Source organism: Streptomyces albospinus (genome assembly GCF_014648695.1).
Classification (GTDB): Bacteria; Actinomycetota; Actinomycetes; order Streptomycetales; family Streptomycetaceae; genus Streptomyces; species Streptomyces albospinus.
Genome location: NZ_BMRP01000009.1, coordinates 177,545 through 201,692 on the forward strand (window position 1 = coordinate 177,545; position 24,148 = coordinate 201,692).

General features: G+C 70.2%; 23 protein-coding genes. 11 read left to right on the forward strand and 12 right to left on the reverse strand.

All coding sequences use genetic code 11. The annotated features are described in order from the left end of the window. Positions 1-204 precede the first annotated feature (204 nt). Together IEZ17_RS15280 and IEZ17_RS15285 are read right to left on the reverse strand one after the other, a co-directional pair. Positions 205-660, reverse strand: a complete 456-nt coding sequence (locus tag IEZ17_RS15280) for a carboxymuconolactone decarboxylase family protein (protein WP_189300360.1) — start codon at positions 658-660, stop codon at positions 205-207. 520 nt (positions 661-1,180) lie between these two features. Next, the gene (locus tag IEZ17_RS15285; protein ID WP_189300362.1) at positions 1,181-2,506 is read right to left on the reverse strand and encodes a geranylgeranyl reductase family protein; all 1,326 of its coding nucleotides are present in this window, start codon (positions 2,504-2,506) and stop codon (positions 1,181-1,183) included. 499 nt (positions 2,507-3,005) lie between these two features. On the opposite strand from IEZ17_RS15285, the gene IEZ17_RS15290 reads away from it, so the two are divergent. After that, positions 3,006-3,908: a D-alanyl-D-alanine carboxypeptidase family protein gene (locus IEZ17_RS15290; RefSeq protein WP_373299825.1), complete on the forward strand. Its 903-nt coding sequence runs from the start codon at positions 3,006-3,008 to the stop codon at positions 3,906-3,908. A 326-nt stretch (positions 3,909-4,234) separates the two neighbouring features. Here the strand turns inward: IEZ17_RS15290 and IEZ17_RS15295 are convergent, their stop codons facing one another. The 4 genes from IEZ17_RS15295 to IEZ17_RS15310 form a co-directional block, all read right to left on the reverse strand. Beyond that, positions 4,235-4,933, reverse strand: a complete 699-nt coding sequence (locus tag IEZ17_RS15295; RefSeq protein ID WP_189300364.1) for a demethylmenaquinone methyltransferase — start codon at positions 4,931-4,933, stop codon at positions 4,235-4,237. A 1,013-nt stretch (positions 4,934-5,946) separates the two neighbouring features. Continuing rightward, complete coding sequence (locus IEZ17_RS15300) at positions 5,947-6,498, reverse strand: hypothetical protein (RefSeq protein ID WP_189300366.1); 552 nt, start codon at positions 6,496-6,498, stop codon at positions 5,947-5,949. Between the two features lie 584 nt (positions 6,499-7,082). Then, the gene (gene mqnC, locus IEZ17_RS15305) at positions 7,083-8,282 is read right to left on the reverse strand and encodes a cyclic dehypoxanthinyl futalosine synthase (protein WP_189300368.1); all 1,200 of its coding nucleotides are present in this window, start codon (positions 8,280-8,282) and stop codon (positions 7,083-7,085) included. 233 nt (positions 8,283-8,515) lie between these two features. Further along, positions 8,516-10,537, reverse strand: a complete 2,022-nt coding sequence (locus tag IEZ17_RS15310) for a serine/threonine-protein kinase (RefSeq protein WP_189300370.1) — start codon at positions 10,535-10,537, stop codon at positions 8,516-8,518. 419 nt (positions 10,538-10,956) lie between these two features. Between IEZ17_RS15310 and IEZ17_RS15315 the strand changes: the two genes are divergently transcribed. Then, positions 10,957-12,045, forward strand: coding sequence for an alpha/beta hydrolase (locus IEZ17_RS15315; RefSeq protein WP_229852278.1), 1,089 nt, complete (start codon positions 10,957-10,959; stop codon positions 12,043-12,045). 124 nt (positions 12,046-12,169) lie between these two features. On the opposite strand, the gene IEZ17_RS15320 is transcribed toward IEZ17_RS15315, so the two are convergent. Further along, the gene (locus tag IEZ17_RS15320) at positions 12,170-13,072 is read right to left on the reverse strand and encodes a menaquinone biosynthetic enzyme MqnA/MqnD family protein (protein WP_189300372.1); all 903 of its coding nucleotides are present in this window, start codon (positions 13,070-13,072) and stop codon (positions 12,170-12,172) included. Between the two features lie 250 nt (positions 13,073-13,322). Between IEZ17_RS15320 and IEZ17_RS15325 the strand changes: the two genes are divergently transcribed. The 3 genes from IEZ17_RS15325 (at position 13,323) to IEZ17_RS15335 (ending at position 14,437) form a co-directional block, all read left to right on the forward strand. Next, positions 13,323-13,526: a cold-shock protein gene (locus IEZ17_RS15325; RefSeq protein WP_003984261.1), complete on the forward strand. Its 204-nt coding sequence runs from the start codon at positions 13,323-13,325 to the stop codon at positions 13,524-13,526. Positions 13,527-13,975: 449 nt separating this feature from the next. Continuing rightward, positions 13,976-14,113 carry a hypothetical protein gene (locus IEZ17_RS15330; protein ID WP_189300374.1) on the forward strand — a complete coding sequence of 46 codons (138 nt, stop codon included), beginning with the start codon at positions 13,976-13,978 and terminating at the stop codon, positions 14,111-14,113. Positions 14,114-14,125: 12 nt separating this feature from the next. Continuing rightward, the gene (locus tag IEZ17_RS15335; protein WP_189300376.1) at positions 14,126-14,437 is read left to right on the forward strand and encodes a hypothetical protein; all 312 of its coding nucleotides are present in this window, start codon (positions 14,126-14,128) and stop codon (positions 14,435-14,437) included. A 6-nt stretch (positions 14,438-14,443) separates the two neighbouring features. On the opposite strand, the gene IEZ17_RS15340 is transcribed toward IEZ17_RS15335, so the two are convergent. Continuing rightward, positions 14,444-14,647 (reverse strand): DUF397 domain-containing protein, encoded by a 204-nt coding sequence (locus IEZ17_RS15340; protein ID WP_189300378.1) that lies wholly within the window; start codon positions 14,645-14,647, stop codon positions 14,444-14,446. Continuing rightward, positions 14,628-15,482: a helix-turn-helix domain-containing protein gene (locus tag IEZ17_RS15345; RefSeq protein WP_189300379.1), complete on the reverse strand. Its 855-nt coding sequence runs from the start codon at positions 15,480-15,482 to the stop codon at positions 14,628-14,630. Before IEZ17_RS15345 ends, IEZ17_RS15340 begins: the two co-directional genes overlap by 20 nt. Before the next feature lie 112 nt (positions 15,483-15,594). Here IEZ17_RS15345 and IEZ17_RS15350 point away from each other — a divergent pair, with 112 nt between their 5' ends. After that, positions 15,595-15,810, forward strand: a complete 216-nt coding sequence (locus IEZ17_RS15350; RefSeq protein WP_189300502.1) for a hypothetical protein — start codon at positions 15,595-15,597, stop codon at positions 15,808-15,810. Then, a complete protein-coding gene (locus IEZ17_RS15355) occupies positions 15,807-16,187 on the forward strand; it encodes an ATP-binding protein (protein ID WP_189300381.1) in 381 nt (126 codons plus the stop codon). Before IEZ17_RS15350 ends, IEZ17_RS15355 begins: the two co-directional genes overlap by 4 nt. A 124-nt stretch (positions 16,188-16,311) precedes the next feature. Here the strand turns inward: IEZ17_RS15355 and IEZ17_RS15360 are convergent, their stop codons facing one another. Continuing rightward, positions 16,312-18,219, reverse strand: a complete 1,908-nt coding sequence (locus IEZ17_RS15360) for an AMP-dependent synthetase/ligase (RefSeq protein WP_189300383.1) — start codon at positions 18,217-18,219, stop codon at positions 16,312-16,314. 487 nt (positions 18,220-18,706) lie between these two features. Here IEZ17_RS15360 and IEZ17_RS15365 point away from each other — a divergent pair, with 487 nt between their 5' ends. Then, positions 18,707-19,627: a hypothetical protein gene (locus IEZ17_RS15365; RefSeq protein WP_189300385.1), complete on the forward strand. Its 921-nt coding sequence runs from the start codon at positions 18,707-18,709 to the stop codon at positions 19,625-19,627. 42 nt (positions 19,628-19,669) lie between these two features. Here the strand turns inward: IEZ17_RS15365 and IEZ17_RS15370 are convergent, their stop codons facing one another. Then, positions 19,670-20,353: a TetR/AcrR family transcriptional regulator gene (locus IEZ17_RS15370; RefSeq protein WP_229852279.1), complete on the reverse strand. Its 684-nt coding sequence runs from the start codon at positions 20,351-20,353 to the stop codon at positions 19,670-19,672. A 187-nt stretch (positions 20,354-20,540) separates the two neighbouring features. On the opposite strand from IEZ17_RS15370, the gene IEZ17_RS15375 reads away from it, so the two are divergent. The 3 genes from IEZ17_RS15375 (at position 20,541) to IEZ17_RS15385 (ending at position 22,460) form a co-directional block, all read left to right on the forward strand. Continuing rightward, positions 20,541-21,446 (forward strand): alpha/beta fold hydrolase, encoded by a 906-nt coding sequence (locus tag IEZ17_RS15375; RefSeq protein ID WP_189300387.1) that lies wholly within the window; start codon positions 20,541-20,543, stop codon positions 21,444-21,446. A 491-nt stretch (positions 21,447-21,937) separates the two neighbouring features. Then, positions 21,938-22,099 (forward strand): hypothetical protein, encoded by a 162-nt coding sequence (locus tag IEZ17_RS42350; protein ID WP_229852280.1) that lies wholly within the window; start codon positions 21,938-21,940, stop codon positions 22,097-22,099. Positions 22,100-22,103: 4 nt separating this feature from the next. Continuing rightward, positions 22,104-22,460: a hypothetical protein gene (locus tag IEZ17_RS15385; RefSeq protein WP_189300389.1), complete on the forward strand. Its 357-nt coding sequence runs from the start codon at positions 22,104-22,106 to the stop codon at positions 22,458-22,460. A 139-nt stretch (positions 22,461-22,599) separates the two neighbouring features. Here IEZ17_RS15385 and IEZ17_RS15390 read toward each other — a convergent pair whose 3' ends face one another. Then, on the reverse strand, positions 22,600-23,958 hold the full coding sequence (locus tag IEZ17_RS15390; protein WP_189300390.1) for a dicarboxylate/amino acid:cation symporter: 1,359 nt from the start codon (positions 23,956-23,958) through the stop codon (positions 22,600-22,602). Between the last annotated feature and the right edge of the window lie 190 nt (positions 23,959-24,148).

Consider the following 24,148-nt stretch of genomic DNA (forward strand, 5'->3'; position numbering starts at 1 on the left):
TCAATTACCTTGCGGGTCATCGGGGTTGACGTCGGCGAGAGGGTCGGCGCGCGACGCTGTGTCATCAGCATAGGGACGCCGGAGCCACCCGCCGCAGATATCCACAGGCCGCGCCGGCGCATCCCCAGGAGATATCCACAGGCTGCCTGGCACGCAGAAGGCCGCCCCTTCCCGGAGCGGCCCCGCGTCGGCGATGCGCCTCTATTACCAGCCGGCACCGGCCGGCTGCCGGGTCGTCGCGTTGAGGCGGTTGAACAGGTTCGTCAGCCCGATGGTCAGGACGAGGGACGCGAGCTGGCGCTCGTCGAAGTGCTGGGCAGCCGCGTCCCAGACCTCGTCCGGCACCGGGTCGGACCGGTCGGCGAGGCGGGTGGCGTACTCGGCCAGCTCCAGGGCGGCGCGCTCGGCGTCGGTGAAGTACGGCGCCTCCCGCCAGGCCGCCACCGCGAACAGCTTGTCGTCGGCGACCCCCGCCTTGCGGGCGCTCTTGACCCCGCCGTCGACGCAGAAGCTGCAACCGTTGATCTGGCTCGCCCGCAGGTGCACCAGCTCCAGCGTCTCCTCCGGCACCCCGCCGCTGCGGGTCGCCTTCGCCACGTTGAGAAGCGGCTGCATGGCCTCCGGAATGACCACCGCGGGGTTCTTCATCCGTGCATCCATCACTGCTCTCCTTACGGAATCCGTCCGGCGATGCCCTGCTGACTTCTCGCCGTCACTGCACTGACGGATCCCGCACGGGGAATGTGACAACGGGCCGGCCCCTTTTTCCGGGACCGGCCCGCGGACCGCAACGCACCTGGTCAGAGACGGTGCAGCGGGTGCAACAGGTGCAACAGGTGCAACAGGTGCAACAGGTGCTACGAGTGCAGCGGGTGCAACGAGTGCTCCACGAACTGGGGGACCGGAGCTGAAGCCCGAGCGCTGAAGCCCGAGCGCTGAAGCCCGCGCCCCGGCGATCGAGGAGCTGGGGATCGGGACGCCGCGGGACCGGCAATCTGGTGATCGAGATGCTGGCGATCGGAACGCCGTGGAATCGGGACGCCGTGGAAGCGGGAAGCCGTGCAAGCGGGAAGCCGTGGAATCGGTACGCCGTGGAATCGGGAAGCTGCCGCTCGGGAGGCACGACCACGGGAGCCGGCGCCCGGGGAAGCGCTACCGAGGGAGCCGGCGCCCGGGAGCGTCACGCCTTCGGCGCGACCTTGCTCAGCCCGTTGATGATCCGGTCCATCGCGTCGCCGCCCGTCGGGTCCGTGAGGTTGGCGAGCATCTTGAGCGTGAAGCGCATCAGCAGCGGGTGGGTCAGACCGCGCTGGGTGGCGATCTGCATGACCTTCGGGTTGCCGATCAGCTTCACGAACGCGCGGCCGAGGGAGTAGTAGCCGCCGTAGGTGTCCTTGAGGACCTTCGGGTAACGGTGCAGCGCCATCTCGCGCTGGGCATACGTGGCGCGCGCCTGTGCCTGCACGATGACCTCGGCGGCGATGGCGCCGGACTCCATGGCGTACGCGATGCCCTCCCCGTTGAACGGGTTGACCAGCCCGCCCGCGTCACCGACCAGCAGGAGGCCCTTGGTGTAGTGGGGCTGGCGGTTGAAGGCCATCGGCAGAGCCGCGCCGCGGATCGGGCCGGTCATGTTCTCCGGGGTGTAGCCCCACTCGGCCGGCATCGAGGCGCACCACGCCTTGAGCACCTCCCGCCAGTCCAACTCCTTGAAGGAGGCAGAGGTGTTCAGCACGCCGAGCCCGACATTGGAGGTGCCGTCGCCCATGCCGAAGATCCAGCCGTACCCGGGCAGCAACCGGTCCTGGGCACCGCGGCGGTCCCACAGCTCCAGCCAGGACTCCAGGTAGTCGTCGTCGTGCCGGGGCGAGGTGAAGTACGTACGGACCGCGACACCCATCGGGCGGTCCTCGCGCCGGTGCAGGCCCATGGCCAGCGAGAGCCGCGTGGAGTTGCCGTCGGCGGCGACCACGATCGGGGCGTGGAAGGTGACCGGGATCTTCTCCTCGCCGAGCCTGGCGTGCACGCCGGTGATGTGGCCGGTCAGCTCGTTGACGATGGGCGCGCCAACGTTGCAGCGCTCGTAGAGCCGCGCACCGGCCTTCTGCGCCTGCCGGGCCAACTGCTCGTCGAAGTCATCGCGCTTGCGGACCAGCCCGTAGTCCGGGAAAGACGCGAGATCCGGCCAGTCCAGCTGGAGCCGGGAACCGCCGCCGATGATGCGCAGGCCCTTGTTGCGGAGCCAGCCGGCCTCTTCCGAGATGTCGATGCCCATCGCGACCAGCTGCTTGGTGGCACGCGGGGTGAGCCCGTCGCCGCAGACCTTCTCGCGCGGGAACGCGGTCTTCTCCAGCAGGAGAACGTCCAGACCGGACTTGGCGAGGTGATAGGCGGTGGCCGAGCCGGCGGGCCCGGCACCGACGACGATCACATCCGCGCTGTGCTCCGATCGGGGCGTTGTCACGGACTCGGTGACGGACTCGGTCACGGACGCGGACTCGGTCACGGCGTTGTCTCCCGGAAGTCGATATCTGGATATCTGGGTGCCGACCGGCACTGGGCATGTGCAGTCTATGGGGGCCTTGGTAATCAGAAACTGAAGGGTTGTCCCATCAGGCGGAGACGGGGCAGACGCCGGTGAACGGACGGACCGCGTACTGCCACCGGCTGGATCTGTGACAGGCCGCTGGCTGGATCTGCGCCGGGCCACCGACTCGATCTGTCACAGACGGCGGCCCGGCGGGGGCGGCGGCGCCACCCCCGGGAGCGGCGACCTCATGCGCGGGGGCGTCGGCTCCGCGCCGGGGGCGTCGGCTCCGCGCCGGGTCCGGGCCACAGCACCCGCAGGTGACTGACTCGCCGCGCGCCACGGCAGGACGACGAGCAGCAAATGACGAGCAGCAAATACCGCCTTGTCGCGTGCATCCATTGCTCCACCCCGTACGTCTCACCAGTGAGCGGCATTCTCAAGTGACCGCACAGCAGGGGTATTTGGAGCATTCACTTTGAAAATCGGCATCAAAGGCATTAAGGGCATTCGTCGCGCTTCCGCGGTCGTCGTCACCGCCGGAGCCGTCCTGACCGCCGGGGCATTCACCTCCCAGGCACAGGCCGCCGCCCTCCCGACGCCCACGATCAACGCCCCCGGCGGCTTCGTGATGAACAACGGCACCGGGGCGACCCTCTACAGCAAGACTGCGGACACCCGGCGCGCCACGGGGTCCACCACCAAGATCATGACGGCCCGGGTGGTGCTCGCGCAGAAGAACCTCGACCTGGATTCGAAGGTCACGATCCAGAAGGCGTACAGCGACTACATCGTCAACAACAACTGGGCCTCGTCGGCCCATCTGATCGTCGGCGACAAGGTGACGGTCCGCCAGCTCCTCTACGGGCTGATGCTCCCGTCCGGCTGCGACGCCGCGTACGCGCTGGCCGACAAGTTCGGCAGCGGCTCGACCCGGGACGCCCGGGTGACGTCGTTCATCGGCCAGATGAACGCCACCGCCAAGAGCCTCGGCCTGAAGAACACCCACTTCGACTCGTTCGACGGCATAGGGCGTGGCAAGAACTACTCGACGCCGCGCGACCTGACCAAGATCGCCAGCAGCGCGATGAAGTTCTCCACGTTCCGCACGGTCGTGGGTACCAAGTCGACCAAGCAGAAGGTCACGACGCAGAGCGGCGGCTACCGCTACATGTCGTGGACCAACACCAACAACCTGCTCAGCAGCTACAAGGGCACCATCGGCGTCAAGACCGGCTCGGGCCCGGAGGCCAAGTACTGCCTGGTGTTCGCCGCCACCCGCGGCGGCAAGACGGTCATCGGCACGGTCCTCGCCTCCTCCTCGATCGACACCCGCACGGCGGACGCGAAGAAGCTGATGGACTACGCGTTCAAGAAGTAACCCCGCCGGCACGCACCAACCGGCCGGGCGAGGCTGAAGAAGCAGTCTGACGCGGACCGGAACAGCCGGGGGACTGCCGCAACAATCGCCATAACCGGAAGTTCCGGTCCAGAACTCCTGGACCGGAACTTCCGGGAAGATTGCCGCAACTACCGCAATAGCCGGGACAGCCAGAACAATCAGGGAACCCGGTTCGCCGGGAACCGCACAACTGGGGAACCCGAACGACTGAAGATCCGGGAACCCGAACGACTGGGGCCCGCTCGTCACGTACCTCCGGTACGAGCACGAGCGGGCCCCGGCACGTCGAGGCGCCTGCCGGCGGATCAGCCGACGGGCTTCGTCCCCCGGTGGAGCGCCACGACGCCACCGGTCAGATTGCGCCAGGCGACCTTGGTCCAGCCCACCGCCTGGAGCCGCGCGGCCAGTTCGGGCTGGTTGGGCCAGGTGCGGATGGACTCCGCGAGATAGACGTAGGCGTCCGGGTTGCTGCTGACCGCACGGGCAACCGGCGGCAGCGCCCGCATCAGGTACTCGGTGTACACGGTCCGGAACGGCGCCCACGTCGGCTCGCTGAACTCGCAGATCACCACCCGTCCACCGGGCTTGGTCACGCGGTACAGCTCGGCCAGCGCGGCGTCGGTGTCCTGGATGTTGCGCAGCCCGAAGGAGATCGTGACGGCGTCGAACACGTCGTCCGCGAACGGCAGCCGCGTCCCGTCCCCCGCGGCGAACGGCAGCCACGGGTGCCGCTTCTTGCCCTCGGACAGCATCCCGACCGAGAAGTCGCACGGCACGACGTACGCGCCGGTGGCGGCGAACGGCAGCGAGGAGGTGCCGGTACCGGCCGCGAGGTCGAGCACCCGCTCGGCCGGGCGAGCGGCCACCGCGCGGTCCGCCTCCTTGCGCCACAGCCGCGCCTGCCCCAGGGAGAGCACGTCGTTGGTGAGGTCGTACCGTGCCGCCACGTCGTCGAACATCGCGGCGACTTCGTGCGGCTGCTTGTCCAGGGATGCTCGGGTCACCCGGCCATTGTCCACCGTGCGCCGATCGCCCCCCGCACCGGGCGGCGCGCACGCGCAGAGACCGGGTCCCACCAGTCGGTCGGCAGCGGCCGATCCGCTGGACCTCACTGGCCGATCCGCTGGACCCCACTGATCCATTGGCCCGCCGTTGGCCGGGGTGGCCCGCCGTTGGCCGGGGTGACCCGCGTTGGCCGGGGTGGCCCGCCGTTGGCCGGGGTGACCCGCGTTGGCCGGGGTGACCCGCGTTGGCCGGGGTGACCCGCGTTGGCCGGGGTGACCCGCTGTTGGCCGGGGCTGGTCGGGGACGGCCGTATGCCCCCCTCTGAACATCCGGGCGGTCCAGCGGTGCAGAACGCATCGTGAGCGGCCGGTCCGGCCGTCCCCGCGCTCACGATCTTGCAGGGCTGAATGCCTCGCTCCGCTTCCCTTGACGCCGCCCTGACGTGCGGCAGGACGGCGCTGATGGATCTTTGACGCTCATGTGTCCGATCAGATGCCCGGCCCCTTGACGCCCGCTCACGCTTTGACGCCCACTCACGCTCACGGGCTTGGGGGATTCGCGCGCCGCTCCCCCTCCACCCGCAGTCACCCCGCCCCCGCGAGCCATGCTCGCCGGCGATGGACGGCCAGCATCGCCCAGCACTCACGGACGGTCGCCATCGTCAGCCACGGACGGTGCCCGTCGTCAGCCACGGACGACCACCATCGGCAGCCACGGATGGTGACCGTGGCCAGTCCTCGGCAGCCACGGATGGCGACCGTCGCCCGTCCTCGGCAGCCACGGATGGTGACCGTCGCCAGTCGCGGACGGTGATCGTCGCCAGCCACGAACCTTGCTCGACGGACTCGGGCCTTGACCGACGGCCTGGGGTCTCGCCCGACGGTCTGGGGTCTTGCCCGACAGCCCGGGACCTTGCTCGACGGTCTTGGGCCTTGCTCGCTGCCTCCTTATATTCCGGCAACGATTACCGACCGTGACGAGTTCCTTCTATTATTACATTCTGTGACGGAGGTTAGCGGCGGCGGTGGACGAGGCGGCCGGCGATGACCGTGGCGAGGCAGCTGCCGTCCGAGGCGAAGATCGCGAAGTTGGCCGGGCCCCCGGTGGTCAGGGGGCGTGGGCGCGGGCCGGGGAGTTCTTCGATGCCGGACCGCTGGACGGCTGTGCGGACCGCGGGCCGGATGAACGGGCCGGTCAGCGCGGTGGTCCCGGTCGCCAGCAGGCGTTGCAGGCCCCGGCGGGCACTGGCACCCCAACGGGTCTCGGGCATGTCGAGCGCGGCCAGCGCGGCACCTGTCAGCGGCTCGCTGCCGAGTTCGGCGGCCTCGCGCGGATCGGGGTGGTAGGTCGCCTCCAGGAGCGCGGCGCCGTCCGGTTCGTAGCGGCCGGGGGTCAGTACGCCGTCCCATTCCCGGACCCGTGCCCGGCCTCCGTAGGCCGCCAGCAGTTCCTCGTAGGGCCCGATGGAGGCCAGGCGGGCGCCGTCGACGACGACCGCATGCCCGGGGGCCGGTTCGCCGCCCTCGGCGAGCCGGACGGCGTGTACCCGGTGGAGTGTCAACACCCGTGGTCCAGTGGTCGGTTCGGGAGGGGCGTGTCCAGTGATCGGTTCGGGAGTGGCGTGCGGAAGCGGATCAGCCGCCAGTTCCGTACCGGCGGCCGGTTGTTGCCCGGCGACCAGTCTTGGCTCGACGACCAGTCTTGGCTCGACGACCAGTTATGGCTCGGCGACCAGTTATGGCTCGGTCGCCGGGGCTGCCGCCGGGGCTGCCGCCCGGGCTGTCGTCGTGCCCCGTTCGCGTCGGCCACGGCCAGTTCACCCCCGCTGTCGCACCCGGTTCACACGTACTGCCGTTGCCCCGGTTCGCACGTACCACCGCAGCTCGGTTCATACATACCGCCGTTGCCCAGTTCACACCTACCACCGCGGCTCGGTTCACACCTACCACCGCGGCTCGGTTCACACCTACCACCGCGGCTCGGTTCACACCTACCACCGCAGCTCGGTTCGCACGAACCACCGCAGCTCGGTTCACACCTACCACCGTCGCCCGGTTCGCACGAACCACCGTCGCCCGGTCGGTACGCAACGCCGACGCCCGGTCGGTACGCAACGCCGTCGGGCTCGGTTCTCGCCTGTGGCTGGGGTCAGTTGGTCTCGATCAGCTTCAGTTCGGGGTGGGCGGTGCCGCCGTCGATGGCCGTGGACGAGAGGTGTGAGACCACGCGGTCGTCCACCGGGTCGTTGGCCGGGTCGTCGTGGACGACCAGGTGCTCGTACGTCGTCGCGCGCTGTGCCGGGACGCGGTCCGCCTTGCGGATCAGGTCGATGATCTCCTGGCGGTTGGAGCGGTGCTTGGCGCCGGCCGAGGAGACCACGTTCTCCTCCAGCATGATCGAGCCGAGGTCGTCCGCGCCGTAGTGCAGCGACAGCTGGCCGACCTCCTTGCCGGTGGTCAGCCACGAGCCCTGGATGTGCGCGACGTTGTCGAGGAAGATCCGGGCGATGGCGATCATGCGCAGGTACTCGAAGAGGGTGGCCTGCGTCTGGCCCTTCAGGTGGTTGTTCTCCGGCTGGTAGGTGTACGGGATGAAGGCGCGGAAGCCGCCCGTACGGTCCTGGACGTCGCGGATCATCCGGAGGTGCTCGATGCGCTCGGCGTTGGTCTCGCCGGTGCCCATCAGCATGGTGGAGGTGGACTCGACGCCCAGATTGTGGGCCGCCTCCATGATTTCCAGCCAGCGCTCGCCGGACTCCTTCAGCGGCGCGATGGCCTTGCGGGGGCGGGCGGGGAGCAGTTCGGCACCCGCGCCGGCGAAGGAGTCCAGGCCCGCGGCGTGGATCCGCGAGATCGCCTCCTCGACGGAGACCTTGGAGATCCGCGCCATGTGCTCGACCTCGGAGGCGCCGAGGGAGTGGATGACCAGCTGCGGGAACGCCTTCTTGATGGCCGAGAAGTGCTCTTCGTAGTACTCGACGCCGTAGTCCGGGTGGTGGCCGCCCTGGAACATGATCTGGGTGCCGCCCAGTTCGACGGTCTCTGCGCAGCGGCGCAGGATGTCGTCCAGGTCGCGGGTCCAGCCCTTGGCGGTGTCCTTGGGGGCGGCGTAGAACGCGCAGAACTTGCAGGCCGTCACGCAGACGTTGGTGTAGTTGATGTTGCGCTCGATGATGTACGTCGCGATGTGCTCGGTGCCGGCGTAGCGGCGGCGGCGTACGGCGTCGGCGGCCTGGCCCAGCGCGTGCAGCGGCGCGGAGCGGTAGAGGTCGAGCGCTTCCTCCGGGGTGATGCGCCCACCCTGTGCGGCGCGGTCGAGTACGGACTGGAGGTCGGCGTTCTCGGTCACCGGGGCGTCCCTTTCGGAGGCGGACAGACAGTAGGCGCAGTCAGTGAGCAGTGAGCACAGTGCGCGCGGTGAGGAGCGCAGGCCGTACTCAGGAACTGAAGCACTGAAGGGCTGAACCAGCCTACGCCAGGGGGGCGACGGCCTCGGGGGCGGCCGGGAACCCCCCGGCGCCGACGGGGAGAGCCGCCTCCCGGCCGCCCTGCGCCGCGGCCTCAGCCGCCCTCCCCGCGGCCTCAGCCGCTCTTCGCCAAGGTCGCCTTCGGGGTGCCGCCCCGTTTGTCGTCGGAGGTGAAGGTGAGCGCGCCGTTCTTGCCGAGGGTGTACGTCACCGTGGAGGTGTTGCCCGTGCAGCCCGGCCCTTGATTGCCGTCCGGGCTCTCCTGGAGCACCAGCTTGCCCCCGGAGGCCGACAGCAGCTTCGCCTTCGCCTGGCAGTGCACCAGCAGCGCGTCATACGTCGTACGGACCACGGTCTCCCCCTTGTGACCGGCCGTGATGACGCTGGTCATGGAGCCGTTGGGGATTCCGTTGGCCATCGTGATGCCGCCGCTCCAGGTGCCGAGGAAGGGGTGCGGGACGGCGTCGCCGGATCCGTCGGGCGACCCGGAGGGCTGTGGCTGTGCCGACGGGGTGTGCCCGGAGGGCGGCTGGGCGGCGTTGGTGCCACCACCGTTCTTCAGCATGGTGAAGACGAACCCGGCGGTCGTCGCGGCGGCCAGTGCGCCGGCCACCGACAGCACCAGCGTGCAGCTCACCCGCCGCGGCCGGTCCTTGCCGCCGACGGCGCCGGCGAGCGCGATCCGTCGCTCCTTGGAGGCAGCAGCCGGAGGCGACGGAGACGGAGGCGGGGGCGGGGGCGGGGGCGGAGTCGGGGACCCGGTCGGCAGATCCGCGACAGCGGCGGCACCGGAGGTACCGGAGACACCGGAAGCACCGGAGACACCGGAAGCACCGGCAACACCAGCGATGTCAGCGGCACCGGAGGCGTGCGGAGTCGCCGGTGGCGCGCCGGCGGACGGCCAGGCGGACTCCGGTGGTGCCGAGGACGGAGGCGTGGGCGGCAGCGGCACGGGCGGGTGCGGCACGGGCGGGTGCGGCACGGACAGATGCGGTACGGACAGATGCGGTACGGAGGGCGGGGCGGCCGGGGGCGGCGTGCCGGGCCCGCCGGGCCGGTCCGCGGGGGCCTCGGCCTCGGCCTGGGCCGGCGCGTCGAAGGGGATCAGCCCGGACACCGCCCCGTACGACGGATCCGGCGGCCCGAACGTCCCGCTGGGGACCCCCGCCGTCCCCGTAGCCCCCGCCCCCTCTTCCCGGTCCTCCCGTTGCTCCCGGCCCTCCCGCTCCTCCACCTCAAGGTTCAGCAGTTCCACCGCCTGCCGGCTGACCTGCTCGACGACCGGTGCCGGCAGCCAGCCGGCGCGCACCAGCCCGGCCGCGCCGCCGCTCCCCTCCCCCGCGAGCCGCGCCGCGACCGCCTCGGGCGCGGGCCGCCGCGCCGGGTCCTTGGCGAGGCAGCCGGTCACCAATTCACGCAGTTCACCGGCGAGTTGCGGGCCGAGTTCCGGTTCCTCGTGCACCACCTTGTAGAGGAGGGCGGCGGACGAGTCCCCGGGGAACGGGGGGACTCCGGTGGCCGCGAACGCCAGTACCGCCCCGAGCGAGAAGACGTCGGCCGCGCCCTCCGCGCCCTTCCCCAGGATCTGTTCGGGCGCCATGTAGCCCGGTGACCCGACCGACACCCCGGTGGACGTCAGGGAGGCGGTGCCGTCCGTCGCGCGGGCGATGCCGAAGTCGATCAGCAGCGGCCCGTCCAGCGTCAGCAGGACGTTGGAAGGTTTGACGTCCCGGTGGACGAGCCCGAGGGCGTGCACCGCGGTCAGTGCCTCGGCCAGTCCGGCGCCCAGGGCCCGTACGGAGTGCTCGGCCAGCGGCCCGAACGCGGTGACCGCCTGTGCCAGTGAGGGGCCCGCCGCATAGCCGGTGGCGATCCACGGAACGGAGGCTTCCGGATCGGCGTCCAGTACGGGCGCGGTCCAGGACGCGCCCACCCGCCGCGCCGATTCGATCTCCCGCCGGAACCGCGCCCGGAACTGCTCGTCGGCGGCGAACTGCGCATGGACGACCTTGACCGCGACGGTCCGGCCGCCCGCGCTGCGCCCCAGATAGACCCGCCCCATGCCGCCCGCGCCGAGCCGGCCGAGCAGCCGGTATCCGCCCAGGACCCGTGGATCATCCCCTGCCAGCGGCTCCATCGCGCCTCCCCCTTATGACGGCGCACCCAGCTTATGGCCCACGCCCTGCCCCGGCCCCGAAACGCCCACGCCCCACGTCCTGCCCCAGCCCCAGCCCCAGCCCCAGCCCCAGCCCCAGCCCCAGCCCCAGCCCCGGAACGCCGACGACCCACGTCCCGTCCCGTCCCAGCCGTAGCCCCGGCCCCGGCCCCGAAACGCCCACGCCCCGCGTCTTGCCCGAACCCCGAAGCGCTGATGACCACGTCTTGCCCCGGTCCCGAGACACTTATGACCCACGTCATGCGCCGACCCGGAAACCTCCGCCCCGCTTTCCGCATCAAACAGGACACAAAGTCGGCCACCCCGCCCGACCTTTCCGCCCCCGCGGTCCTGCCCTGCGACAGCGCCCCACGCCGCCGCGCGACCCTCCGGAGAACGCCGTGCACCACCGCCCGCGCCCGAAGTTCCGCCGCCGTGGTCGCCGTACTCCCGAGAGCCCCCGGCCCAAGTGGCGGCTCTCCCTGCTCACCGCGTTCATCGCCGTCCTGGGGCTCGGCGCGTACCCCATGGTCAAGTACATGGACGTCCTCAACGACACCGGCGAGCCCATGTCGTTCAGCCAGGCGATCCCCGACGGCGTCCCCGGCCCGCCGCTGCCGACCGCCGCCGACCCCTCGGTACGGATGCCGACCGGCCCGCGTGCGGAGTTCCGTACGGCAAGCACGCTCAGCGACGGCACGAAGATCGGCGTCACGACGCTGCACGGGAAGAAGTCCGGCTTCACCGGCAAGGTGTGGGTCTGGGCCCCGAAGGAGTACTACGAGGACCGCTACCGCAACAGCGCGTTCCCCGTCCTCCTCGCCCTGCCCGGCAGCTACGGCTACCCCGCCAACTACTGGAGGGGCCCCGACCTCAAGCTCCAGCGCACGATCAGCGATCTGGTGGCCCAGGGCCGCAGCAAGCCCTTCATCGTCGCCATGCCGGTCCTCAACCCCGGCAAGCGCTACTACGACGGCAGCGACATCCCGGGGCAGCCGAAGATGGGCACCTGGATCTCCGACGACGTCCCCGACCTGGTCAGGGCCAACTTCCGGACCTTCACCAGCCGCGACGGCTGGGCGATCATGGGCTCCTCGTCGGGCGGTTTCGTCGGTCTCAAGCAGGTCCTCCAGCACCCCGACCGCTTCAAGGCGGTGATCGCCAGCGGCCCCGACACCCGCCCCGACTCCCCCCTCTGGCGCGGCCACGAGAAGGAGAAGCGGGCCAACGACCCGGAGCGCCTGGCCCGGCGCCTCGCCGCCCGCCCCGGCGCCCCGGACGTCTACCTCCAGTTCCAGATCGGCACCCAGGAGGGCGGCCGGGCCAACCTGGAGCGCTTCATCCGGCAGTACGCCAAGGGGCCCGTGAAGGCGCACCTGCACGTCATCCAGGACGGCGGGCACAACGCCAGGAGCTACATCAGGGGCATGCGGGACGCGAGCCTGGAGGCCATCAGCAAGGTCCTCCGCGGCCCGACGCCGTCACCGTGACGCCGGGCCCTACGCCGGCACCGTGACACCGGCCGTACGCACTCACCACGACGCCGGACCGACGCCGGTGCGGTGCGGCTCCGCCCGCACGTCGGCGTGTGCGTGATGCCGCCGGCCGCGGACATCACACCTGGTGCGCCCCGGCCAGCAGCTCCACCTTCACGTCGGCCGGGAACCCGGTCGTCGGGCCGACCCGGCGCGCGAACTCGGTGACGCCCCGCAGCTGATCCGCCCCGAACCGGAAGTCGAGCGTGGTGAAGTACCGCTCCAGCACCGCCTCGTCGAAGTGCTCCCAGCGGGCGGCCTGCTCGGCGACCTTGGTGACCTCCTCCAGCGACAGGTCACGGGAGGCCAGGAACGCCTCGTGCACCTTCCCGACCACCGCCGGCTCGCGCTCCAGGTAGTCCCGCCGGGCCGCCCATACGGCGAAGACGAACGGCAGCCCCGTCCAGTCCTTCCACATCTGGCCCAGGTCGTGCACCTCCAGCCCGAGCCTGGGACCGTCGTGCAGATTGGCGCGCAGCGCGGCATCGCCGATCAGCACCGCGGCGTCCGCCTCCTGCATCATCAGCCCGAGGTCCGGCGGGCAGCGGTAGTACTCGGGCTGCACCCCGATCTTCTCGGCGAGCAGCAGCTGCGCGAGCCGTACGGACGTCCGCGAGGTCGACCCGAGGGCGACCCGGGCGCCGTCCAGCTGCTCCAGCGGCTTCTGCGAGACGATCACGCAGGACATCACCGGCCCGTCGCAGCCGACCGCGAGGTCGGGGAAGGCGACGAGATCATCGGCGGACCGCAGGAATTCGACGAGCGTGATCGGCGCGATGTCGAGTTCCCCGCGCACCAGCTGTTCGCTGAGCTTCTCCGGGGTGTCCTTTGTCAGGTCCAGGTCGAGCAGCGTGCCCGTACGGGCCAGGCCCCAGTAAAGGGGCAGGCAGTTCAGGAACTGGATGTGGCCCACTCGCGGCCGGCTGCGACGGTGGTCGGCGTCGGCTCCTGCGGGTGCGTCTCCGAAGGTTGAATTGTCCACATGCGGAGGCTAGACCCGCCTCTCTCGGTGCGGCACGGCGGGTCCCAGGTATGACCTTTCACGCTCTCGGCTAAACGTGATCTTTGGCTCTTCCGCCTCAGGAGCGCACCATGCTACGCTCAGCGCAAGTTGCAGTTTGGTTTCCCTTGCAGTACAGAGCCTGCGGAGCATGTAACCCGCAGGCTTTTGTAGTTTTCAGACTTGTTTGCAGGTTCTGGAGCAGGGCAACCCTTTGGCCCAAGGAGGGCTCATGGCTACCGGAACCGTCAAGTGGTTCAACGCTGAAAAGGGCTTCGGCTTCATCGCCCAGGACGGCGGCGGCCCGGATGTCTTCGTCCACTACTCGGCGATCAACGCCTCTGGTTTCCGCTCCCTGGAGGAGAACCAGCAGGTTAACTTCGACGTCACGCAGGGCCCGAAGGGCCCGCAGGCGGAGAACGTCACGCCGGTCTAAGTTGCCCGGTCAGACCTTCACCTATTAGGTCGACTAGTAGTACCCAAGGAGCCCCGCTCCTCCTTTCGGGAGGAGCTCGGGGCTCCTGCCTTTTGTTCGCCCGCTTCTTTGCGGCTGCGGTTTGAACGGCACCTGCATGAACTCTTCCCGTCCGCCGCATTGCGCCGCGAGAAACACGGGAACGCCCCCTCCCCGGCCGCTCCTCCCCGTTCGGGCAGGCCACGGGGCACGGAGAGAAAAAACCGCCCCCTTGTCGCGGAATTAACGCGCCGGAACGATCACTCAGGGACGGGGCGAGGCGGGGCCGGTCTGTCGGCCGGTCCATGAACAGCTCACGACACGCTTCAGGGCCCCGGCTCGCGGAGCCCCCGGAGCCCGATCGCGGTGGAGTGCGGGCCGATCACGGAAAGTGGTCGCATGGCCACATGACACGCCCTACCGTGGGCAGAATGAGCGAGGACATGCCTCCGCAGAAGCCCTGCCCCGACTGCGGCGGCGCGGGCACCGTGGAGTGGGAGACCCCCGACGGCCACAAGGTCACCACGCAGTGCTCCGGTTGCGCCGGCACCGGAACCGTCCTGGCATAGAGGAGGCAGGCCATGGCGGCCTTCAGCGGAAACGGCAAGCCGGTCGGCCTGGACGCCCAGTACGTCGGCAAACTGCCCTGCGCCGTCTGCGCGTTGCGCCCGATGAAGCTGCCCGGCCGGGACGGCGGCGTCTGCATCCCCTGCTACGCGGAGGAGCGCACGGCCGCCGGCCGACGGGCCGCGACGGCCGGCGCCTGGGTCGCCGCGAGCTTCGTCGGCGACCCGTGTCTGGCGTGCGGCTCGCGCTCCGTCGACGCGAACGGGTGGGCGTTCTGGTGCAACTCGTGCCAGATGCAGACGGCTGTTGCCCTGCCGCCGCGTTGAGGGGTGTCAGGAGGCGGCGATGGCTCCAACGAAGGTGCTCCAGGCGGCAGTTGAGAACCTGAGGGCCGGTCCCTGAAGGTCCTTGCTATCGCGGACGGGGATAATGCCGGGGAGGCCGTCGGCGACCTCGACGCAATCCCCGTCGGAACCGTTGCTGTAGCTGCTCTTACGCCAGCGAGCAGCGCTCAAGTCAATCCGGTTGCTTGCCATTTCGATAGTCCTCTGCCGCTGCCTCGATGATGGCCAGGGACGCCCCAGGCGGCTGTGCGGCGGCCCTGAGCAGATCGTACGACTTGCGGTACTGGGCGACGAGTGCCGGATCCTCGATGGTGTCCCCGGTGTGCAGCGACTCCGTATAGAACAGCGGAGGAGCATCGGCAAAAGTCATGATCTTGGCGGTGCCGAGCATGAAGGGATGCGGCCCCCTGTTCCACGGAAGGATCTGGAGAACGATCCTCCGTCGCCTCGCCAGCGCCGCGACGTGATCCAACTGCTCGGCCATTTCCCTTGCCGGGAGGATGGGGTGCCTCAGCAACGACTCGTGCAGGATCGCCCAGTACATCGGGGTCTTGTGGTCGTCCTCGAAGAGGCATGCCCGCGCGGCGCGGCGGTCGACCTTCTTCTCAACTTCCTCCTCCGTCAAGAGCGGGTGCGTCGCCAGCACCACAGCTCGCGTGTACGCGGCTGACTGCAACAAGCCGGGAACGAGCGTGGGGCACCATTCCTCGATCGTCTCGGCGTGCTGCTCCGCCTCCAGCACTCGCTCGACGTAACCCGCATGCCCCGCCCGCCGCGCCTTGCGCACATCCGCGCAGCGGCGCTCGAAGTAGCCGTCGGTCTTCAGGAGGCGGTCCACGTGGCAGGCGAGTTCGACCGGCATGCGGCGCTTGCCGTGTTCGATCTCGCTGAGGTACGTCTCGCCGAAGTAGCTGCCTTCGACGGTTTCCTTGAGGGTCAACCCTGCCGCCTCCCGCTTCCAGCGCAGCTCGGCGCCGTAGAAAGCGGGGACGCTCACCGACCCATCAACATCCCTGCGTGCAGGCATAGTTCACCTATCCACCATTTACTCAGCGAGGTCGAATTCCCTTCCACGCTACGCCGCGTCGACGTCAATCTGTGAGCAGTTCGTCACAATGCGCACAGAAGGGTCCATGCCCATGCCCCACCCCAACCCCGCCCCCGATGACGTGCACGAGTGTGCGGAAGGGCTCCGTTCCGCGTTGCGGGAGAACGGGATCACGCTCCCCTCCCTCGGGGTCGAGTTGCCGTCGTTCGCGGGGAGTTATCCGCCGCCGCTGGTCGCGCTGGGCAACTGCAACACGGCTACGGCGCGGAAGCTGGCCGAGGTGCTGCGCAAGGCGGCGGCACGGTGACATCGCCCTGCAAGCCGCTCACCGTGGAGTTGCTTGCCGTGCCGAAGGAAGTCCCCGCGCTGCGGCGCACCCTACGTGCTCATCTCGGCGGCTTGTGGCCCGAAGTCGAGCTGTGCGTCAGCGAGTTGCTCGGTAACGTCGTTCGCCACGTCGGCGAGGGGTCCCCGGTGACCGTTCACGTCGCCGTCCGCGCCGATGGACGTACGCGGATCGAGGTGACCGATCCGGACCCCCGGGCGCTGCCCGTGCTGCTGCGGGCGACGGCCGACGACGAGAGCGGTCGCGGGATGGCGCTGCTGGATGCCGTCGCGCTGCGGTGGGGCGTACGGCAGGGGGAGGCGGGCAAGACGGTGTGGTGCGAGGTCGCCGACGCTTAGGGCCGGTCCGAGCAACGGGGCGTTGGGCTCCCGGGTACGCCGAAAACCCCGTGCCACCTCCCCCACAGAGGTGACACGGGGCATCCAGTTTGACGTGCGGAGAGTCACAGCTCCATACCGGGGGTTACTGGCTTTCGTAAAGCTGGTCTATCTCTTTTGCGAAGTCGCGGACGACCAGGGCGCGGCGGAGTTTGAGGGAGGGGGTCAGATGCCCGGTTTGCTCGCTGAAGTCCGCCGGGAGGATGGCGAAGCGGCGGATGGACTCGGCGCGGGAGACGAGTTTGTTGGCGTCGTCGACGGCGTGCTGGATGTCGGCGAGGAGGCGTTCGTCCCGGACGAGTTCGGTGAGCGGGGTGTCGCGTTTCTTGGTCATCTGGCGCCAGTGGGAGAGGCCGTCGGGCTCCAGGGTGATCAGCGCGGTGATGTACGGGCGGTTCTCGCCGACGACCATGCACTGGCCTACGAGGGGGTGCGAGCGGAGGCGGTCCTCCAGGGGCGCGGGGGCGACGTTCTTGCCGCCGCTGGTCACGATGATCTCCTTCTTGCGGCCGGTGATGGCGAGGTAGCCGTCGGCGTCGAGCGCGCCGAGGTCGCCGGTGGCGAGCCAGCCGTCCTGATCGGTCGCGGGGCGGGCGGCGCCGAGCTCGGCGTCCCAGTAGCCGGAGAAGACGTGGCCGCCGCGGAGCAGGATCTCGCCGTCGTCGGCGATACGGACGGCGCTGCCGGGGAGCGGCCAGCCGACCGTGCCGATGCGGGGGCGGAGGGGTGGCGTGACGGTGGCCGCCGCGGTGGTCTCCGTCAGGCCGTAGCCCTCGAAGATCTCGATGCCGGCGCCGGAGTAGAAGGCGGCGAGCCGGCGGCCCAGGGGGGAGCCGCCGCAGATCGCGTAGCGGACCTTGCCGCCGAGGGCGGAGCGGATACGGCGGTAGACGAGGGGGTCGTAGAGCTTGCGGGCGGCCCGGAGGGCGACGCCGGGGCCGGGGCCGGTGCCGTGCTCCTGGGCCTCGACCGCCTCGCCGTAGGCGCGGGCTATCCGGACGGCGCGGTCGAACGAGGCGGCGCGGCCCATTTTCTCCGCGGTGGCGCGGCCGGTGTTGAAGACCTTCTCCAGGACGTAGGGGATGGCGAGGAGGAAGGTGGGGCGGAAGCCGGCGAGGTCGGCAAGGAATTCGTCGGTCTGGATGCTGGGGGCGTGGCCGAGGCGGACCCGGGCGCGCAGGCAGCCGACGGCGACCATGCGGCCGAAGACGTGCGAGAGGGGCAGGAAGAGGAGGGTGGCGGCGGGCTCGTCGCTGACGGACCGGAAGACGGGGTGCAGCAGTTCGACGGCGTTGTCGACCTCGGCGAAGAAGTTGGCGTGGGTGAGGACGCAGCCCTTGGGGCGGCCGGTGGTGCCGGAGGTGTAGATGAGGGTGGCGACGGCGGCCGGGGCGAGGGCGGCCCGGCGGGCGTCGACGGCCTCGTCGGGGAGGTCGCGGCCCGCGTCGATGAGCTGGGCGACGGCGCCGGTGTTGAACTGCCAGAGGTGGCTGAGTGCGGGGAGGTGGGTGCGGACGCCGCTGATCAGGCGGGTCTCGTCGACGGTCTCGACGACGCAGGCGCGGGCGGCGGAGTCCTGGAGGATCCACTGCGCCTGGTGGGCGGAGGAGGTCGGGTAGATGGGGACGGTGACCAGGCCGGCGGCCCAGGCGGCGAAGTCGATGAGGGTCCACTCGTAGGTGGTCCGCGCCATGATCGCTAGGCGGTCGCCGGGCTCCAGGCCGTGCGCGATGAGCCCTTTGGCGACGGCGCGCACCTCGGTGGCGAACTCGGCGGCGGTGATGTCGCGCCAGGCGCCGCTGGGCTGCCTGCGGGAGAGGACGGTCTGGTGCGGGGCCTCGGCGGCGTTCGTGAAGGGGATGTCGCCGAGCGAACCGGTGCGGACGGGCGGGGCGAGCGGCGGGACGGAGACCTCGCGGACGACTCCCTCGACCAACACCCGGTGCGGCTCGACGAGTTGGGGGACGGCAGGGGCAGTTGCGGGGGGGTGCACTGTCCTGGTTGAACACGAGCGACTCCTCGTTTCTCCGGTGACGTGCGGGGGGTGGCGGTGACGCGGGGCGGGGACGGGCGGGGATGCCGGGCGGCCGTGGCAAATGGCGGTATCCGAGTTGCCGCGGGCGACGGGGCCGGTTCGGCCGGGAGCACCGCGGAGCCCGGGACCGCCGGACCGGTCCCGGCGCCTCGGCCGCGTCGCACCGGCGCCACCGGACCGCGAAATCCGCAAGATTCCAGCCCTCAGCCCCCTCCGGCCCCCTATTGACCCGGCGGTAACCTTACTTTCGGGTAAATTTACGCCGGAGCCGTGGCGCGGCCAAGAGCCGTACACGACATCCGCACACCGCACACCTCGTCCTTTCGACCGGGTGAACCTTGCCCAATTTTCCGATGTGACCGGATTGATCCGGAAATAGCTGGAGTGTGCCGGTTTGCCGACGGCACTTCACCCGCTTTGCACATCGAGAAGGGTTACGAGCTCCATGAAGACCTCCCGCATCTCCCCCGCCTCGCGCACCTCCCTGCGTGCCCTCTGCACCGCCGCCGTGCTCGCCGGGGCCATGGCCGTGCCGACCACCGTGTTCGCCGCGGGCACCCTGGGGCAGCAGGAACGGCCCGCGTCCGACGCCGCGCCGCAGACGCCGGCCAAGGGCAAGGTCAGGGCCGTCGACATCGGCGGCGGCATGGAGGCCGTGATCCACAACGGGGTCTGCGATCTCCAGTCGATCGGCAGCGGCAAGCCGTTCGCGACCCTGAAGAAGGGGGAGAGCTACACCAAGGGCATCCTCGTGTACTTCGACGGCAGGCACGTCAGCGCCAGGACGCAGGGCCGGAGCAGCCAGGAAATGCTCAAGCCGGGTCCGGCCCGTACGGTCGTGCTGGCCAACGGCGCGCGGGCCACCGTGCAGAAGGTCAACGGCAGTTACACGGCGAAGATCCAGGTCAAGGACAAGCGGATCGCCACCCTCAGCTCGACCCACCGGTCCGTCACGCACGAGGGCATGCGCTACACGGTGAACCCGAAGGACGGGAAGGTGGCGGTGGAGCGCCTGAAGAAGCGCCAGGGGCTGCACGGGACGAAGCACCGGGTGATCCACGCGAGGGCGCAGCACCGGAGCCTGCCGCAGCGCCACTTCCAGCGGCCGGTCACCAGTTACGCGCAGACGCCCGCGGCGAGCCCCGCGCAGCCGACGGCGAACTACGCGACCTACGCGAGCCCCGCGCAGATGCCGGTCACCGGCCAGGCCCAGATGCCCGTCGCGGGCCAGGCCCAGATGCCGGTCACCGGCCAGGCGCAGACGCCGATGTACGGCGGCGGATGGACGCACCGGTCGCGGCACGGTGCGCAGGCGGGCGCGATGTCGATGTCGTTCTCGTCCGCCGCCGCCGGCGGGGGCCGCTGAGCGAACGGCCGCGGGTGACCGGCGCGGCGCCGGGGCGGCTGCTCAGCCCCCCGGCGCCCAGCGCTCCCCGGCCATGAGGCGGCCCAGCCCCGCCCAGACGAAGTTCATCAGCGTGGCCGCGGTCTCCTTGGCCGTCGGCCGCTCCCGTTCACCCGAGACGCCGAAGGCCGAAGTGCCGTCGGCGGTACGTGCGTTGGCCCACTCCGCGAGCGATTCCGCGGCGCCGACGAGGGCGTGCGCCAGGCCCGCCACCTCGCGGTCGGCCAGTTCGCCGTCGCAGCCGGCCTCCTTCGCGGCGGCACCGATCAGCACGGTCACGAACCGGACGATCTCCGCCCGCATCGCGGCCACCTCGACCGCGAACGGCTCCCCCTGCGTACGCGCCTGCTGGTGCAGCACCGCCCATCCGTCGGGGCGTTCGGCGGTGTGCGCGAAGAACCCCTTCAGCCCGCTCCACAGCTGCCGGTCGGCCGCCGCGCCCGGCTCCACGGCCGCCGTGACGGCCGCCACCAGCGCCGCCGACTCGCGCCGGATGACCCGGCTGAACAGCTCCTCCTTCGAGTTCAGATAGAGGTAGACCAGGGGCTTGGACACCCCGGCCCCTTCGGCGATCTCGTCCATCGAGGCCGCCCGGTACCCGCGCCGCGCGAACGTCCGCACCGCGGCGTCCAGCATCTGCTGCTCCCGGACCGCCCGCGGCACCCGCTTGCTCTTCGCAGCTCCCACCCTGAATACCCCTCCATCATCCGCCCCCTTTACGGCATTTACCGCAAAGTAAGTTTACGATCTTCGCTCTCCGCGGCCGGTGGGTTGACATGATCCCGCCATAACAAGACGATACGTATCGTTGCGCTGGGATCGCATACGCCGCCCGGACCGCATCCCGCTCACCCGCACCCCGGGAGGCCCCCGCATGCAGCACTTCGTCGACGCCGCCCCCGGCGTCCGCCTGTGGACCGAACAGCGCGGCCCCGCCGACGCACCCCCGCTGCTGCTGGTCATGGGCGCCCAGGCGACCGGAGTCGGCCGGCCGGAGCCACTGGTCGACGCGCTGGCCGCGCACCACCGGGTCATCCGCTACGACCACCGCGACACCGGCCGCTCCACCTGGCCCTTCTCCCCCACCCTTCGGGCGGGAGGGGCCCCCACCCGGCCGTACCGGATCGCCGACCTCGCCGAAGACGTGATCGCCGTACTGGACGGCCTCGGTATCGCACGCGCGCATCTCGTCGGGCTGTCATTGGGCGGCATGCTGACCCAGATGGTGCTCGCCGACCACCCCGACCGACTGCTCAGCGCCACCCTCATGGGCACCAGCGCCCTCAGCACCCTCCCGTACACCCGGCCGGACGGCTCCGCCGTGCCCGCCGGGGAGCTGCCGGGCATTGCACCCGAGGTCCTGGAGATGTGGGCCCGGCCCGTGGAGGACCTGGGCGAAGAGGCGGAGATCGCGCGCCGGATCGCACACTGGCGGGTACTCGCCGGTGGTCAACTCCCCTTCGACGAGGAGTACTTCCGCATCCTGGAAGAGGATGCCATCGCGCACACCGGGCACCACCGCGTCGGCACCGCACACGGCCGCGCCGACAACAGCGGGCTGCTCCGCACCGAGCAGCTGGCGAGGAACGAGGTGCCGGTGCTGGTGATCGCCGCCCCGGCCGAGCCGGTGTTCCCGCCGCCGCACCCGCAGCACCTCGCCCAAGCGGTCAACGGAGCGTACGTCGTGGAGATCCCGGGCATGGGGCACGCCCTGCCGCCGCAGGTCCTGGGGCCGTTGACGGCGGCGATCCTGGCGCACACGGGGGCGGTGGGGAGGTAGAGCCGTTGGGCAGGCGTCAGTTCGGGCCCTGACCCGTGGCGGCGCCGGCGCGGCAGCGCTCGAACCCGGCGAGCCCGCCGGGACCCCGACGTCTCCCGTCGACCGCCTGCCGGTTCGGCCTCAAGCTGCGCCCGCTCCGATCCGTTGAAGGCCGCATCGACCGGTGACGACCACCAAGCGGCAGGGGTACGGCCGCGGATCGGTCCGACTGCGCATCGCCCGCGCGCTGTGACAACCAAGCCCTTCCCGATATTTCCGCCAGACCCGGTCCACTACGTCACGACACGAACAAAAGATCTTGCATGTCATGGTCACGACGGTGTTGAGTCAATTCGCCATATGGAGTACCGACCCCTGGAGAAGCACTGATACGCAAGCTGTTCACCGTCGGCCCCCTCGCCACCGCCACCGCCGCGGCTTTGCTGTCCTTGGGTATCGCCGCTCCCGCGGAGGCGGCAAGCGGCTGGCAAGCACACGTTCAGTGCACCAAGATGCGCATATCGGACAACACGGCCCATGGATTCGTCCAGGGGTACGGCAACGCCAAGACACAGCCGGACGCTTGGAAGGCAGCCATCAAGAACGCCAACGACCAGATGTCCACCGGCTACCGCGCAAAGCACTGCACCAAGAAGACCATCAAGAGGGGCTGACGCAATGAGGACGCGCTCCCTGAGGTTCGGCTTGTACGCAGACGAGCAGGGGTTGGCATGGGTCAGGGAACTCGTCGTTGAGGCCGCGGGTTCCCGGAGTGCCCGGGTCGTCGGCGAGACCGTTGCGGACACTCTCCCCGGAAGCGAGCTGTCGACCGCCGACGTGTACGACATCCTGGCGGAACAGTGGGCCTGGGAACATCCCGGTCAGAGCAGCGGTGCGCGTGAAGCAGTCGAGCTGCGCGTCCACTTGGCGTGTTCCCTGCGGACGTGGCGAGCCATCCGCAAGGCACTGATCAAGGCTCTGTGCCCGGAAGGCATGGCGCCGCACGCCTGCCGCGTTCCCTGGATTGCCGCCTGAGCTGGTTCGCGGTGCCCGAGCGGCGAGTGTGCTGCCGTCGTCCGCCCGCCTGCCGCAGCCGCCGGCCCTCCAGTCGGGCGGCACACACGGCTGTGCCCCGACCTCAAGGATCGGGGCACAGCCGCAGGACAAGCTCAGGCTAGGCAGCAGCCGCCACGGAGACCTTCTCGGGCTCGGCGTCGGTGGCGTCGGTGGCGCCGATGCGGATGCTGGTGGCGTGCGCGAAGGCGTCGCGGTCCAGGATCTTCTCGCGGGCGGAGACCAGGATCGGGATGACCGACTGGCCGGCGACGTTGGTGGCGGTCCTCATCATGTCCAGGATCGGGTCGATGGCCATCAGCAGGCCGACGCCCTCCAGGGGGAGGCCCAGGGTGGAGAGGGTCAGGGTCAGCATGACCGTGGCGCCGGTGAGGCCGGCGGTGGCGGCGGAGCCGATGACCGAGACGAAGGCGATCAGGACGTAGTCGGCGATGCCCAGGTGGACGTTGAAGATCTGCGCGATGAAGATCGCGGCGATCGCCGGGTAGATCGAGGCGCAGCCGTCCATCTTGGTCGTCGAGCCGAACGGCACCGCGAAGGAGGCGTACTCCTTCGGCACGCCGAGGCGCTCGGTGACCTTCTGGGTGACCGGCATGGTGCCGACCGAGGAGCGGGAGACGAAGGCCAGCTGGATGGCGGGCCAGGCGCCGCGGAAGAACTGGAGCGGGTTGACCTTGGCGACGGTCGAGAGCAGCAGCGGGTAGACGCCGAAGAGGACCAGCGCGCAGCCGACGTAGATGTCGACGGTGAAGGTCGCGTACTTGCCGATGAGGTTCCAGCCGTACGTCGCGATGGCGTGGCCGATGAGGCCGACGGTGCCGATCGGGGCGAGGCGGATGACCCACCACAGGGCCTTCTGGAGCAGTTCCAGGGCGGAGCGGCTGATCTTGAGGACCGGCTCGGCCTTCTCGCCGAGCTGGAGCGCCGCGATGCCGGCGACGGCCGCGATGAAGACGATCTGGAGGACGTTGAGCTGGGTGAACGGCGTGATGACGTCGGTGGGCACGATGCCGGTCAGGAAGTCGATCCAGGAGCCCGTGTGCTGGGGGAGCTTGCCGTCCTTGGGGGTCAGGCCGGTGCCCGCGCCGGGGTGCGTCAGCAGGCCGATGGCCAGGCCGATCGCGACCGCGATGAGCGAGGTGACCATGAACCACAGCAGCGTGCGGGTGGCGAGCCTGGCGGCGTTGTTGACCTGCCGCAGGTTGGTGATCGAGACCAGGATCGCGAAGAAGACCAGGGGGGCGACGGCCAGCTTGAGCAGCTGCACGAAGAGGTCGCCGATGTGCTCCAGGGTGGAGCCGAGCCAGCCGATGTCACCGCTCTTGGCGATCCAGCCGAGCAGCACGCCGAGGGCGAGGCCGGCCAGGATCTGCGCCCAGAACGGGATCTTGGGTATTCGGGAGGACTTGGGGGACCGGGGCGCCTGTGCGGGCGCGGGGGTCTGGGCAGACGTGGACAACGGACACACTCCGGGAACGGGTCAGACGTAGGACGCGGGACGTCGGGAACGGCGTGAAGGGGCGCCAGGAGGTCCGTACGTACAGGCAGGGATCTCCGGCCGCTGGAAGGCGTCAGCGGCAGCGACAGGCCGCGGACAGACAGCGGCAGAGATCGACGTGCAGGCGCTCCACGAGCGGGACGCTCATGGG

Coding starts and splice junctions, on each gene's coding strand:
- IEZ17_RS15365 (WP_189300385.1), top strand. CDS start 18,707: ATGAAGACCTCCCGCATCTCCCCCGCCTCGCGCACCTCCCTGCGTGCC.
- IEZ17_RS15350 (WP_189300502.1), top strand. CDS start 15,595: ATGCCCCACCCCAACCCCGCCCCCGATGACGTGCACGAGTGTGCGGAA.
- IEZ17_RS15385 (WP_189300389.1), top strand. CDS start 22,104: ATGAGGACGCGCTCCCTGAGGTTCGGCTTGTACGCAGACGAGCAGGGG.
- IEZ17_RS15340 (WP_189300378.1), bottom strand. CDS start 14,647: ATGGCAAGCAACCGGATTGACTTGAGCGCTGCTCGCTGGCGTAAGAGC.
- IEZ17_RS15325 (WP_003984261.1), top strand. CDS start 13,323: ATGGCTACCGGAACCGTCAAGTGGTTCAACGCTGAAAAGGGCTTCGGC.
- IEZ17_RS15280 (WP_189300360.1), bottom strand. CDS start 660: ATGGATGCACGGATGAAGAACCCCGCGGTGGTCATTCCGGAGGCCATG.
- IEZ17_RS15375 (WP_189300387.1), top strand. CDS start 20,541: ATGCAGCACTTCGTCGACGCCGCCCCCGGCGTCCGCCTGTGGACCGAA.
- IEZ17_RS15345 (WP_189300379.1), bottom strand. CDS start 15,482: ATGCCTGCACGCAGGGATGTTGATGGGTCGGTGAGCGTCCCCGCTTTC.
- IEZ17_RS15330 (WP_189300374.1), top strand. CDS start 13,976: ATGAGCGAGGACATGCCTCCGCAGAAGCCCTGCCCCGACTGCGGCGGC.
- IEZ17_RS15335 (WP_189300376.1), top strand. CDS start 14,126: ATGGCGGCCTTCAGCGGAAACGGCAAGCCGGTCGGCCTGGACGCCCAG.
- IEZ17_RS42350 (WP_229852280.1), top strand. CDS start 21,938: ATGCGCATATCGGACAACACGGCCCATGGATTCGTCCAGGGGTACGGC.
- IEZ17_RS15310 (WP_189300370.1), bottom strand. CDS start 10,537: ATGGAGCCGCTGGCAGGGGATGATCCACGGGTCCTGGGCGGATACCGG.